This window comes from Pseudoalteromonas rubra, assembly GCF_005887115.1.
In the GTDB taxonomy this organism is placed as follows: domain Bacteria; phylum Pseudomonadota; class Gammaproteobacteria; order Enterobacterales; family Alteromonadaceae; genus Pseudoalteromonas; species Pseudoalteromonas rubra_F.
On the sequence record NZ_PNCJ01000028.1, the window covers coordinates 55,248 to 67,551 of the forward strand.

14 protein-coding genes are annotated in these 12,304 nt (G+C 49.9%); 8 read left to right on the forward strand and 6 right to left on the reverse strand.

Annotated features, from left to right (window positions below; all coding sequences use genetic code 11):
• Genes rsmB through def form a run of 3 tightly spaced genes read right to left on the reverse strand, consistent with a single transcriptional unit; the run spans position 1 to position 2,784 of the window.
• The gene (rsmB, locus tag CWB98_RS17825) at positions 1–1,284 is read right to left on the reverse strand and encodes a 16S rRNA (cytosine(967)-C(5))-methyltransferase RsmB (protein ID WP_138546080.1); all 1,284 of its coding nucleotides are present in this window, start codon (positions 1,282–1,284) and stop codon (positions 1–3) included.
• The gene (fmt, locus tag CWB98_RS17830) at positions 1,284–2,228 is read right to left on the reverse strand and encodes a methionyl-tRNA formyltransferase (protein ID WP_138546081.1); all 945 of its coding nucleotides are present in this window, start codon (positions 2,226–2,228) and stop codon (positions 1,284–1,286) included. The genes rsmB and fmt overlap by 1 nt, the downstream gene beginning before the upstream one ends.
• A gap of 46 nt (positions 2,229–2,274) precedes the next feature.
• Positions 2,275–2,784 carry a peptide deformylase gene (gene def / locus CWB98_RS17835; RefSeq protein WP_046004762.1) on the reverse strand — a complete coding sequence of 170 codons (510 nt, stop codon included), beginning with the start codon at positions 2,782–2,784 and terminating at the stop codon, positions 2,275–2,277.
• Positions 2,785–2,900: 116 nt separating this feature from the next.
• On the opposite strand from def, the gene CWB98_RS17840 reads away from it, so the two are divergent.
• From CWB98_RS17840 to hemF, 6 genes are all read left to right on the forward strand, one after another.
• Complete coding sequence (locus CWB98_RS17840) at positions 2,901–4,022, forward strand: LysM peptidoglycan-binding domain-containing protein (RefSeq protein ID WP_138546082.1); 1,122 nt, start codon at positions 2,901–2,903, stop codon at positions 4,020–4,022.
• Positions 4,023–4,092: 70 nt separating this feature from the next.
• Positions 4,093–5,172 (forward strand): DNA-processing protein DprA, encoded by a 1,080-nt coding sequence (gene dprA, locus CWB98_RS17845; RefSeq protein ID WP_138546083.1) that lies wholly within the window; start codon positions 4,093–4,095, stop codon positions 5,170–5,172.
• A gap of 2 nt (positions 5,173–5,174) precedes the next feature.
• Complete coding sequence (locus CWB98_RS17850) at positions 5,175–5,648, forward strand: DUF494 family protein (protein WP_138546084.1); 474 nt, start codon at positions 5,175–5,177, stop codon at positions 5,646–5,648.
• Between the two features lie 140 nt (positions 5,649–5,788).
• Positions 5,789–6,358, forward strand: coding sequence for a DNA topoisomerase family protein (locus CWB98_RS17855; RefSeq protein WP_138546085.1), 570 nt, complete (start codon positions 5,789–5,791; stop codon positions 6,356–6,358).
• Entirely contained in the window at positions 6,355–6,930 is a 576-nt protein-coding gene (locus tag CWB98_RS17860; protein WP_138546086.1) for a Sua5/YciO/YrdC/YwlC family protein, read from the forward strand. Before CWB98_RS17855 ends, CWB98_RS17860 begins: the two co-directional genes overlap by 4 nt.
• A complete protein-coding gene (hemF, locus tag CWB98_RS17865; protein ID WP_138546087.1) occupies positions 6,930–7,865 on the forward strand; it encodes an oxygen-dependent coproporphyrinogen oxidase in 936 nt (311 codons plus the stop codon). Before CWB98_RS17860 ends, hemF begins: the two co-directional genes overlap by 1 nt.
• Positions 7,866–8,083: 218 nt before the next feature.
• Here hemF and CWB98_RS17870 read toward each other — a convergent pair whose 3' ends face one another.
• Positions 8,084–9,691 carry a methyl-accepting chemotaxis protein gene (locus CWB98_RS17870; RefSeq protein WP_138546088.1) on the reverse strand — a complete coding sequence of 536 codons (1,608 nt, stop codon included), beginning with the start codon at positions 9,689–9,691 and terminating at the stop codon, positions 8,084–8,086.
• Between the two features lie 103 nt (positions 9,692–9,794).
• On the reverse strand, positions 9,795–10,256 hold the full coding sequence (locus tag CWB98_RS17875; protein ID WP_138546089.1) for a group II truncated hemoglobin: 462 nt from the start codon (positions 10,254–10,256) through the stop codon (positions 9,795–9,797).
• A gap of 29 nt (positions 10,257–10,285) precedes the next feature.
• Here CWB98_RS17875 and aroE point away from each other — a divergent pair, with 29 nt between their 5' ends.
• Entirely contained in the window at positions 10,286–11,107 is an 822-nt protein-coding gene (aroE, locus tag CWB98_RS17880) for a shikimate dehydrogenase (RefSeq protein WP_138546090.1), read from the forward strand.
• On the forward strand, positions 11,104–11,343 hold the full coding sequence (locus tag CWB98_RS17885) for a DUF1488 domain-containing protein (RefSeq protein WP_138546091.1): 240 nt from the start codon (positions 11,104–11,106) through the stop codon (positions 11,341–11,343). The genes aroE and CWB98_RS17885 overlap by 4 nt, the downstream gene beginning before the upstream one ends.
• Here CWB98_RS17885 and CWB98_RS17890 read toward each other — a convergent pair.
• Entirely contained in the window at positions 11,329–11,877 is a 549-nt protein-coding gene (locus tag CWB98_RS17890; protein ID WP_138546092.1) for a gamma carbonic anhydrase family protein, read from the reverse strand. The genes CWB98_RS17885 and CWB98_RS17890 overlap by 15 nt on opposite strands.
• Positions 11,878–12,304: the final 427 nt, after the last annotated feature.

The following is a 12,304-nucleotide window of genomic DNA, read 5'->3' on the forward strand; positions in this document are numbered from 1 at the left end:
TTATTGTTTTTTCAGCCGTGCGTAATAAAAGCCATCGGTCTGGCCTGGCAGCAATTGCAATCCGGGTTTATCCGGCGTGTCCTGTGCATGCAGCGGGGTGAGCTGAGCATCCGCCGTGCGTGCTAAAAATGCCGTTACTTGCTCGGTATTTTCCTGAGGCAGCACAGAGCAGGTTGCATACACTAACGTACCGCCGGGCTTCAGCAGTGGCCAGATGGCATCCAGAATGCTGGCCTGTAAGGCCGCCAGCTCATCGATGTCGGTGGCACGACGCAACCATTTGATGTCCGGGTGTCGACGGATCACGCCGGTTGCCGAGCAGGGCACATCTAATAAAATGCGATCAAACTGCTCGCCCTGCCACCAGGTATCCGGAGTTGCAGCATTGGCTTCAAGACACTGGGCACTGAGATGCAGACGCTTAAGATTTTCGTCGACGCGTTTGAGGCGCTCACCATCGGCATCCAAAGCAATCACATTGGCATCGGCCAGCTCCAGAATATGGCAGGTTTTGCCACCCGGAGCGGCACAGGCATCCAGAATGTGCTCACCATCTTGTGGGTCCAGTAAACGGGCTGCCATTTGCGCTGCGGCATCCTGCACTGAGCTGGCACCCTGAGCAAAGTCTGGTAGCTGCTGTACATCCACAGGTTTGGTCAGCAAAATGCCATCTGCAAAGTCCGGGTCCAGCGTATGCGCAATGCCTTCACCATCGAGGCGTGCAGCATAGTCTGTGGTGCTCGACTGGCGTTGGTTAACACGTAACCACATAGGTGCTTGCTGCTGGTTGTCATGCAAAATTTCTTGCCATTGCTGTGGGTAAGCTGCCTGTAGCTTTTTAATAAACCAGCCCGGGTGATTGTATTTGCATACCGGGATGGCATCGGCGCTGGCTTCTAACGTATCCTGAGCGCGCTGAAAGTTACGTAACACCGCGTTGATAAGCCCCTTAAGTCCGGGTGCCTGAAGCTTATTGGCTGCATTAACGGTTTCGGCGACGGCCGCATGAGCGGGCACGCGCATGTGTTGTAGCTGATAAATACCTACATACAATAAGAACTGAAAAACCCGGTTCTTGCCTTTGAGTGGCTGTTCCAGCAGCTGCTGACAATAGTGCTCCAGACTTGGCAGGTAGCGCAAAACGCCATAGCAGATCTGTTGTAACAAGGCACGGTCTTTTACTGGTAACTGACGGCTGGCGTAGGGTAATTGGGTAGTCAGTGACTGGCCTTTATCAACAACCTGAAACAGGGTTTGCGCGGCAAGCGCGCGTACATTGGCCATCAGGCACCCACCTGGCTACCGGGGGTTACCCAGTCGCTGCGACCGTTTAAAAAGTCTTGTGCCGACATGGGCTTTTTACCTTGAGGCTGAAGTTGCGTGATGGTAAGTGCTTGGTCACCACAAGCAATGGTGATGCCGGCTTTATCGGCACTGAGTACCTGACCGGGCGTGCCTTGCTGCGATACCACAGTCGCCTGCCAAACCTTAACCGTTTGACCTTGCATCTGGGTGTAGCAGACCGGCCAGGGATTAAAGGCGCGGATGTTACGCTCAATTTGTGCCGCGTCCATTGTCCAGTCTATATTGGCTTCTTCTTTAGACAGCTTTTTGGCGTAATTTGCCAGTGCATCATCCTGCGGCTCGGCACTAAGCTTGTCTTCGGCCAGTTTGTCTAGTGTTTCTACTAATGCATCGGGTCCCAGCTCGGCCAGTTTGTTATACAGGCTGGCACTGGTTTCGTCCTGGTCAATTGGACAAGTTGCAATGTGCAGCATGTCGCCGGTATCCAGGCCTTCATCCATTTGCATAATGGTGACGCCTGTCTCTTTATCGCCAGCCCAGATAGCACGCTGGATTGGCGCCGCGCCACGCCAGCGTGGCAAGATTGAACCATGTACGTTGAGACAGCCAAGTCTTGGCGTATCTAAAATAGCTTTTGGTAATAACAGGCCATAAGCCACCACAACCATTACGTCGGCTTCCAGCGCAGCAAGATCCGCTTGGGCATCGTCAGACTTGAGAGACTGAGGCTGATAGACCGGTAGGTTATGTTCCAGTGCCAGGGTTTTTACTTCGCTGGCTTTGAGTTTTTTACCGCGACCGGCAGGGCGGTCGGGCTGGCTGTATACAGCGACAACGTCATGATGTGATGCGATCAGCGCTGCCAAGTGCTTGGCAGCAAAATCCGGGGTGCCCGCAAAGACAATACGCAGAGATTTGCTCACTTAAGATCCCAGTTTAGGTAGTAATTAATAGTCGGTAACGACACGCTTACGCGCGTGCCGCCAGTTTGGCTTCTTTTTCGATTTTTTTACGGATCCGCTGACGCTTCAGTGGCGACAAGTAATCGATGAACAACTTGCCCTGCAGGTGGTCGAGTTCGTGCTGTACGCACACAGCTAACAAACCATCAGCGTCAAATTCGTAGCTTTCGCCGTGCTCGTTAAGTGCTTTAACGGTGACGGTTTCTGCGCGATCCACTTTGGCGTAAGAATAAGGCACAGACAAACAGCCCTCTTCGCTGATGGTTGAGCCATCTTTGGCCGTGATTTCAGGGTTGATCAACACGCGTGGCTCGTTGCGCTCTTCTGATACATCGATCACCACAATGCGCTGGTGAATATCTACCTGCGTGGCGGCAAGGCCAATACCATTTTCTTCATACATGGTTTCCAGCATGTCCGCGACAATCTGACGGATCTCGTCATTCACTTCGGCGACCGGCTTTGCAACCGTACGCAAACGCTCATCTGGAAAACTCAGTACTGCTAACTTAGCCATAGATACCTTTTACACTTGAATTAAATGGGGTAATGTATGCTCTTATTTTAGCCATTCACGTTCCCCTTTAACAGGTTTTGGTGGATAATATCGAAAAATAACTCAAGGAAGCCTGCATGAAATCTCATATTGCCGCCCTTTTGCTGGCAACGAGTGCTGTTTTTCCTGCCCTAGCACAAACGCTGGCGGTTAAAACCAGTGCGCCCGAGCGTTATGTTGTTAAAAAAGGGGATACCCTATGGGATATTTCGGGCCTGTATCTGAACAGTCCCTGGAAGTGGCCTGCTTTGTGGCAGTGGAATCCCCAGATCAACAACCCGCACCTGATTTATCCGGGAGACGTTTTATCGTTACATTACGACAGCGAGGGTAACCCACGCCTGAGCGTGGCGAAAGGAGTGCGTCGACTCTCCCCTCAGGCCCGTGTCGTAAGCGATAAAAACCAGGCTATACCGACTTTACCTTTGGCAGTGATGGAGCCCTTTATGCGCTTTGAGCAGGCATTGGGGGAATCGGACTTTGACCAGTTGCCGATGGTTTTGGGGTCAAACTTCAACTACAAAATGAACATTGAAGGTCACCTGCTATATGTTAAAGGGGATCTGCCGCGTGGTGGTAACTATGGTATTTACCGCAAGGGAGATGCCTATCGGGATCCAGATAACGGCGCGATATTGGCGTATGAGTCTATTCTGGTAGGGACTGGCCGTGTGATCAGGACTGGTAACATTGAGGCTGGTGAGCCGAGCACAGTGAAGATTGAGTCGGTTCGTCGCGAAGTGAAGCCCAGTGATGTACTGATGCCCATTTCTAGCGGACAAACTTATTCAGCAAATTTCAAAATGACTCAGCCGGTGCAGGCCATTTCAGGCAACATCATTGCGAGCAGCAATAAGTTGCGTGAGTTCAGCACCATGGCGGTTGTGGTTATCGACTTAGGTCGTAAAGATGACCTGCAAGAGGGGAACGTGCTTGCAATCCATCGTCAGTCACCTACAGTGATTGAGAAGGAGACTGGCCCCAGTTATATCGAAGATGCCAGCAGCCTGGACAAAGTTATCACCGAAGTTAGTGAATGGTTTGGCGAAGACAATGATGAGGACAGCGTCGTCTGGCACATGCCGAAGGAAAAAGTTGGTGAGTTAATGCTGTTTAAGGTGTATGACAACATCAGTTATGCCATGGTTACAAAAACACGTCAGCCCGTGCGAGTGGGAGACTCTGTTAGCAGTCGCTAAAGTCCTCCTCTTGTCCGGGTAAAGCTTAAATGAGTTAAGCATAGTACGACGACAAGCTCAGGGAGGGCGCATGACAACATTGGATTTACGGCACAGCCTGGCACTAAGGATATGTCCCGGGCTGGGCAGCTCCACGCTGGAGCGGGCCATTCAACATCTCGCGCCCGTCGAACTCTTTACTGTTTCGCCACTCAGATTGCGCGAAGTTGGGTTGCCTCAGGCAGCAATCCAATACCTGCAGGCGCCAGACTGGCATTTTGTCGATACCCTTATTCAGCAGTGTATTACGCAGCATATTCAATTGGTTGGTTACTTTGATGCCGCCTATCCCCTATTATTAAAACAGATCAGCAGTGCCCCTTTGATGCTCTTTTGTAAAGGGCGATTGTCTTTATTATCTCAACCACAAATTGCCATTGTAGGGAGTCGGAATGCCACAGCTACCGGACTGGATATAGCCAGAGAGTTTGGTCGCGCGCTCAGTGATGTGGGTATGGCTGTGACTTCCGGGCTTGCCAGGGGCGTCGATGGTGCGGCGCACCAGGGCGCATTGAGTCAGGGAGGGGCGACCCTGGCTGTGCTTGGTACCGGAGTCGATGTGGTGTATCCGCGCAGACACAGCCGGCTATATCAGCAGGTAGCGGAACAGGGGTTGTTGATTAGCGAATTTCTCCCCGGCAGTCAGCCCAAGGCGGAGCACTTTCCTCGTCGTAACCGGATTATTTCCGGGTTGTCACTTGGGGTATTGGTTGTTGAAGCCGAAATAAAGAGTGGTTCTTTAATCACCGCGCGGTATGCGCTGGAGCAAAACAAAGAAGTGTTTGCGGTGCCCGGATCGATCCGTAATCCTTTATCTCAGGGGTGTCATCATTTATTAAAAGACGGCGCAAAATTAACCGAGCGAGTTGAGGATATTCTCGAAGAGGTAAGATTTTTCTCCGAAAACGGTCTATATATAGTAGAAAGTGACAAAAAACAGGAGCACTGCCCCGTATTGCAACATCTCGGCTTTGAGGTAACCAGTGTAGATACCTTATCGCAGAGGACTCAGTGGCCAGTAGAGAAGGTGCTTGCCAGACTACTGGACCTTGAGCTTGAAGACAAAGTAGAACGCGTATTAGACGGCTACATCAAATTAGCGAGGGGTTAATTATGTTTGATATCCTAATGTATTTATTCGAAAACTATATTCACAGCGAAGCGGATATCTTCGTCGAACAAAACGAACTCACTGATGAACTGGTCGGGGCCGGTTTCAATCAAGACGAGATTTACAAAGCACTGGACTGGCTGGAGCAACTAGCCGATTTACAGCAGTCTGATGAAATTCCTTATTTAAATGCCCGCCCGGATAGCGCGATCCGGATCTACACAGAGCAAGAATGTACCATGCTGGATATTGAGTGCCGGGGCTTTTTAATGTTTGTTGAGCAAATTGGAGTGATAGACAGCACAACCCGTGAAATGATCATAGACCGTTTATGTGCGCTGGATAAGCCGACTATCTGCCTGGATGATCTGAAATGGGTGATCCTGATGGTGCTGTTTAATGTGCCTGGTAAAGAGCATGCCTATGCCCAGATGGAAGACCTTATCTTTGAAGAACCCACAGGTCCGCTGCACTAATCCGCTTACTTTCTCCAGAAGGCACAATTTCGTAAGGTCAGGCGTACTGCCTGACTGACGCATCTTTGTTCCTTATATCACTTTCCCTTGATACTATTATGGGCGCAAAACCATAAGGGTGAAGTGGACGGGGATTTGTTATGAGTAAAATAGATCATTCATTGTTTAATGCAGATCAACATGCCTTGGAGCGGGAATATGAAGTCTGCCCTAAGTGCGGCTCTGAACTGGTGATCAAACACAGTAAGTCGGGCCCTTTCCTTGGCTGTGCCAGCTATCCGGCTTGTGACTATATTCGTGCCATCGCCCATCATGATAACCATGATATTAAGGTGCTGGAAGACAGTGCCTGTCCTTTGTGTAGCGAGCCATTGGTCGTACGTAATGGTCGCTATGGCATGTTTATCGGGTGTACTGGCTATCCTCAGTGTCACTATATTGCCCACGATGATGAGCCAGAAGAAGCGTCGGGTCCGTCCTGTCCCAAGTGCCAAAAAGGCACCTTACACAAACGCAAGAATAAGTATGGCAAGTTTTTTTATGCCTGCGATGCTTACCCACAGTGCAAGTACAGTGTGAATCACCCACCAGTTGCACATCCTTGTGAGGCCTGTGGCTGGCCCATCATGGTGCAAAAACACCGGGGTGGAAAAGCTGTGCTACAATGCCCGCAGAAAGTTTGTCAGCATACAATTGAGGAGCCTCAGTGAGCGAACAAGATACGCAACGTCAGTTACCCCAAAATGCCGTCGAAGCATTACAACAGGGGGGGCTGATCTGTTACCCGACCGAAGCCATTTTTGGTCTGGGCTGTGATCCCGATAACGAACAAGCCGTCCATGCGCTGTTGGCACTGAAAGACCGCCCGGTAGAAAAAGGGCTGATCCTCATTGCCGATAATTTTGCTCAGTGCCTGCCGTACGTCGATGACAGTAAAATCCCGCAGGACAAACGCGCAGAAATATTTTCATCCTGGCCCGGCCCGGTGACCTGGTTGTTACCAGTAAAAGCGAGCGCACCAGAGTGGGTGACGGGCGGCAACCCGAGTATCGCAATTCGCGTGACCGATCACCCCGTTGTGAAAGAGCTGTGTCAGGCATTTGGCAAACCGATTGTGTCTACCAGTGCCAACTTCAGTGGCGAAGAGCCGGCTAAGACCTTGGCAGAAGCTCAGGCGGCATTTGGTGATCGGGTGGCATTTTATCAAACCGGTGAGCTGGGAAAACAAACCAGTCCAAGTCAGATCCGTGATGCCTTAAGTGGCAAGATCATAAGGAGTTAATGACGTTGAGTCAGGTAAACCTAGAATCCGTTAAAGCCTTCTTACTCGCCCTGCAGGACGAAATTTGTCAGGGTCTGGAGCAGGCGGATGGCAGTGGCAAATTTGTTGAAGATGCATGGCAGCGTGAAGAGGGCGGCGGTGGTCGTACGCGTGTAATGCGCGACGGTGCCGTAATAGAGCAAGGGGGTGTGAACTTCTCTCACGTCTATGGCGCGTCGATGCCAGCTTCTGCCACAGCCCATCGGCCTGAACTGGCAGGGCGCAGCTTCCATGCCTGCGGTGTGTCTTTGGTGATCCACCCCAAAAACCCGCATATTCCCACAAGTCACGCCAATGTGCGTTTTTTCATCGCTGAGAAAGAAGGGGAAGATCCCATCTGGTGGTTTGGCGGTGGCTTTGATCTTACACCTTTCTACCCGGTGCTCGAAGATGTCAAGCACTGGCACAGTGTTGCCAAAGCGGTATGTGAGCCGTTTGGTGAGCAGGTTTACGATGACTATAAAAAGTGGTGTGACGATTACTTCTATCTCAAGCATCGTAAAGAAACCCGGGGTGTGGGTGGTTTGTTCTTTGACGATCTCAACGAGTGGGGTTTCGACACCAGCTTTGCCTTTATGCAAGCCGTAGGCAGAGGCTTCCTGGATGCCTATGTGCCCATCATGGAAAAGCGTAAAGATACGCCGTTCAGCGAAGCACAGCGTCAGTTCCAGTTATATCGTCGCGGCCGATATGTGGAGTTTAACCTGGTCTGGGATCGTGGCACTTTGTTTGGTCTGCAAACGGGTGGGCGGACAGAGTCTATTCTGATGTCGATGCCTCCGCTGGCACGCTGGGAATATGACTTTACGCCGGCCGAAGACGCGCCTGAAGCATTATTGTACAAGCACTTTTTGCGTCCGCGAGACTGGTTGGCTATGACGTCGCTAGATGACTAATTCGACTACATAATAATACCAATTTCACTTAATACCTGTTCAATTTGACGGAGCAAATAGGGCGCTAACGGCGTTAAAAATTTCTTGTTTAGAACAACTAAATAGCAAAATTTTTGCCTTGTTATCGACCCTATTTTCTCGCCTCAAAATAGAACACTTAATTAAGCAAATTGCTATAAAAAAGGCGCCGGTGGCGCCTTTTTTGTATCAGGATAGTATTATTCCAGACGGAAGCTGCGTACCTGCTCATCCAAAGAGCGGGCAAGCTCGAGCAGGTTTTCACTGATCTGTTTGCTGCCATGGGCGTCAATTAATGACTGCTCAGCGTTGTCACGGATGGCCACCACACTTTGATTGATCTCCTCTGCAGCCAGATTCTGCTGCTCCGTCGCATCGGCAATTTGTACATTCAGCGCGTTGATTTCATGCATCTGATTCGAAATATCCTTAAGTGCCTGCGCTACCTGCTTGACTTGCATGGCGCGGTCATCCGCTTCCTCACAAGACGCACTCATGGCACTGACTGTCTGGGCTGCTTCATTTTGCAGCTTGTCTATGGTGCGTTTGATTTCGTCGGTTGAATCATGCGTTCGGGTGGCCAGGGTGCGTACTTCGTCGGCAACCACAGCAAACCCGCGGCCTGCTTCACCGGCGCGAGCCGCTTCGATGGCGGCATTCAGTGCCAGCAAGTTTGTTTGTTCGGCAATGCTGCTGATCACTTCCAGTACCTTACCCACTTCCAGGGTTTGTGTCTGAAGTTGACTAACCTGCTCTGCCGCCTGGCGCACATCGCGTGCCAGTTGGTTAATGCTTTGCTCTGTACGTTCTGCCACAGCCATGCTTTGTTCGGCAAGGTGGTTACTGCTGTCAGATTTTTCAGACGCAAAGTGGGTGGTGTTTTTCACTTCACTGGATGAACTTTCCAGCTCATTGATAGCGGCAGCGACTGAGTCCGTGCCTTGTTTTTGCTCCTGAATTGCCTGTTCTGTGGTGTCAGCGGCGTTGTAGATTTGTTCCGCAGACTGGATCAAGACATGCGACGAGGCGGACACCTGGGCAATGTTTTCCTTGAACGAGGCCATCATTTTATTAAAGTTAATGGCCAGCCGGCCCAGTTCATCATCTATGGTATCGTCGATACGTAGCGACAGATCCTTGTTCTGGGTTGCCAAGCGCATCGTACGACCCAGCGTTTTCAGGCGCACAATAAAGAGCTTGCGGAAGATAATCCCCAGAATGACAAACGTCGTAGCAAAGATGCTCGTCAGTAAACCTGTGCTCAGCCAGGTGTTGCTGTGTACCGTGTCATCGATATCTTCAAGAGAGTAACTGATCCGCACTGCACCCAGCACGTCGCCTTCTTGTGCCTGATGGCAACCGAGGCAGTTAGTCCCTTTATAGTCTTCTTTTGCGACCATCGGCTTGAGATAAGTCATGATACGTTTGCCATCGCGCTGTTCAATAACCAGGGTTTCCTGACCTTGTAATGCTGCCCGCTCGACCTCGCTGGTGGGTTGCTGATTGGGGTTACCCATGCCATACAGCTTATTGATTTTATCTCCCCGAATAATATGCGCGTCTTCAATATTGTCGTGATTGCGCATCTTATCGCTGAGGATCTCGCGGTTTGCCATGGTGCCGGTAAGCATCATGGTATTGATCGAATCGAAATAATTGTCTGCCAATAAGCGAATATTGGTCTCGACGGTTTCTTCGGCCAGTTGTTTTTGTTGGCTTGAGTTACTTAAAATACTGGCGATCAACACCAGTACGCCGGTAATGGCAAGCAACGCATAAATTTTATGTTGAATGGATTTCACACGCATCGCACCTAAAAAAAGCAGAGCCGTTATTATGCGTGTTTAGTAAACAGAGCAGTTTGACTTAGCGCAAAAAATTATTGCGCTAATTTAATATAAAGTTAATACTTTAGTCGTGATTTATCATGTGTGTGGCTAATTGAGCCAGTGATTTTCGCAATCCTTCTCGTAACAAAGGGTTGTCTACTTCCTGATCAAGGGCTTTGTCCATGCAGTACATCCACTGGTCGCGCAGCTCTTTATTGATAGTAAATGGCATATGGCGCATTCTGAGCCTGGGGTGACCATATTGTTCTGCAAACAAGTCCGGACCGCCCAGCCAGCCGGACAGAAACTCGAAAAATACCTGGCGGATGCGATCCAGTGGTAACGGGTGCATGTCGTATAAAGGTTTAGTGTAGGGGTCACTTTCCATAATGTCATAGAAGCGGTTGGCCAGCGCTCGGGTGCCAGCTTCGCCACCGATGATCTCATAAGGTGTTTTCTCGGGCGTCGGAGCCTGATGGGTTGCATCTGAGGTTGGATTGTCACTTGCATCTTGATTAAAGATGCGTTTAATTAACTGCTTCATATAACATCACTATATCGTTAGGCCGTTCAATGGATAAATACGCGGTTTTTGGAAACCCGATTAAGCATTCTAAATCTCCTGCCATTCATACGCAATTTGCCAGTCAGTTTAATTCGGTCATTGAGTACCGCGCCATACTGGCTGAATTGTCTGAATTCGAATCGACTGTAATGGAATTCTTTGCCCAAGGTGGTCAGGGTGCCAATGTCACCTTACCCTTTAAAGAACGTGCGTATCAATTGGCTGGGCAGTTGACGGAGCGAGCCAGGTTAGCAGGAGCAGTCAATACGTTGATGCCACAACCAGATGGTTCAATACTGGGTGACAATACCGATGGCGCAGGGCTGGTTGCTGACTTACTGCGCTATACTGAGACCTTATCAGGCGCCACAGTCCTGCTGATTGGCGCGGGAGGCGCTGCACGTGGCTGTGTTTATCCACTTTTGCAGGCCGGGGTTGCGAGTGTGGTGATTGCCAATCGTACCGCAGAAAAAGCACAGCAACTTGCCCAGTTGTTTGCTGAATATGGTGAGGTGCAGGGCGTTGCACTAAATGACATTCCCGATAAGCATTATAATCTGGTGATTAACTCAACGTCATCGAGTGTCACAGGGCAGGTGCCAGACGTCGACCCTCTGCACGTCAGCAACTGCGCACTGGCGTATGACATGTTCTATAGCGATCAGCAAACAGCTTTTTTGGCGTGGGTCGCCGAGTATAATGCGAAAGCGTACTGCGTGGATGGTATGGGCATGCTGGTGGGTCAGGCGGCTGAAGCGTTTGCCTTATGGCGAGGTCAAACCCCAGAGGTAGCGCCTGTGCTCTATGCAATGAAAGAGGGCAGACTATGAATCAGCAGATCCTGATCAATGATGATATTCACTACGATGATACACGCCAGTGCTTGATATTCACCGCTATGGTATCGGGCATGCTGGTTTCTTGTGTGATTGAGACCACGCTGTCAAAAGAGCAGGCGCTCGCACACTTTAAAGCACACCAGTTTGATTACGAAATGCAGGCCGAGCAGCAAATAGACGAAGAGGCGTACTCGGCTCAGGGGGAAATTGAACTAGTCCAGCTCTGACAGGTAGTCATCTTTGAGTTCGACATAGTTCTGCGCCGATGTTTTTAAAAAGGCGATCTCCTGCTCGTTGAGTGGCCGAGCTTGCTTAACCGGGCTGCCAACATACAGGTAGCCCGACTCCAGGCGTTTATTCGGAGGCACTAAAGCACCGCCACCTATGATCACATCATCCTCTACCACGACATTGTCCATAACAATTGCACCCATTCCGACCAGGATGCGATTGCCCAACTTGCAGCCATGCAACATCACTTTGTGGCCAACGGTCACATCATCTCCAATGATCAGAGGGTAACCAACCGGGTTTGAAGCACTTGAGCGAGTAAGATGTAATACGCTGCCATCCTGAACATTGGTACGTTTGCCAATCTTGATAAAGTTCACGTCTCCTCGTGCTGCAACTAAAGGCCAAACACTGCTGTCTTCTCCTACTTCTATATCGCCAACCAAAACGGCGCTGTCATCTACATACACGCCGGCCGCTAATTTTGGAGTTTTGCCTTTATAACTTCTGCCTTTGTATTTATTTGTCATTTTAGTATCCCTTTATTACCTGCTGTTACCGCTATTCTTGGTGCTGAGTTCAGTGTAGAGCTTTGCTCTGTAGATCTCCAGCCCCGCATAAAGCGCAATATTGCATATTTTACATGCGCTTTTGCACTGTTTGGTATGATTTTCATTCGAACGCGCCGTTTTTCTCACTTTTCTTCAAAAAAGGGGTTGCACTGAGTTTCGATTTCCCTATAATGCGCATCCACCGACACGGGGCACAACGCTGAAAAGCAACGAGTCAAGTGAAGGGAAAGCCAAACGGAAAGCTTAATTAAGAAAAATTAAACTTTCTAGTTGACTTTAAAAGTGAAGCGGTTAATATGGCGCTCCACTTCGCAGCAAGGCTGCGGTAACTAACCAAGGTTGGTTACACCGGGTAACCGGATTATGTTCTTTAAAAATATGAAGC

Coding starts and splice junctions, on each gene's coding strand:
- rsmB (WP_138546080.1), bottom strand. CDS start 1,284: ATGGCCAATGTACGCGCGCTTGCCGCGCAAACCCTGTTTCAGGTTGTT.
- def (WP_046004762.1), bottom strand. CDS start 2,784: ATGGCTAAGTTAGCAGTACTGAGTTTTCCAGATGAGCGTTTGCGTACG.
- CWB98_RS17840 (WP_138546082.1), top strand. CDS start 2,901: ATGAAATCTCATATTGCCGCCCTTTTGCTGGCAACGAGTGCTGTTTTT.
- dprA (WP_138546083.1), top strand. CDS start 4,093: ATGACAACATTGGATTTACGGCACAGCCTGGCACTAAGGATATGTCCC.
- CWB98_RS17850 (WP_138546084.1), top strand. CDS start 5,175: ATGTTTGATATCCTAATGTATTTATTCGAAAACTATATTCACAGCGAA.
- CWB98_RS17855 (WP_138546085.1), top strand. CDS start 5,789: ATGAGTAAAATAGATCATTCATTGTTTAATGCAGATCAACATGCCTTG.
- hemF (WP_138546087.1), top strand. CDS start 6,930: ATGACGTTGAGTCAGGTAAACCTAGAATCCGTTAAAGCCTTCTTACTC.
- CWB98_RS17870 (WP_138546088.1), bottom strand. CDS start 9,691: ATGCGTGTGAAATCCATTCAACATAAAATTTATGCGTTGCTTGCCATT.
- CWB98_RS17875 (WP_138546089.1), bottom strand. CDS start 10,256: ATGAAGCAGTTAATTAAACGCATCTTTAATCAAGATGCAAGTGACAAT.
- aroE (WP_138546090.1), top strand. CDS start 10,286: ATGGATAAATACGCGGTTTTTGGAAACCCGATTAAGCATTCTAAATCT.
- CWB98_RS17885 (WP_138546091.1), top strand. CDS start 11,104: ATGAATCAGCAGATCCTGATCAATGATGATATTCACTACGATGATACA.
- CWB98_RS17890 (WP_138546092.1), bottom strand. CDS start 11,877: ATGACAAATAAATACAAAGGCAGAAGTTATAAAGGCAAAACTCCAAAA.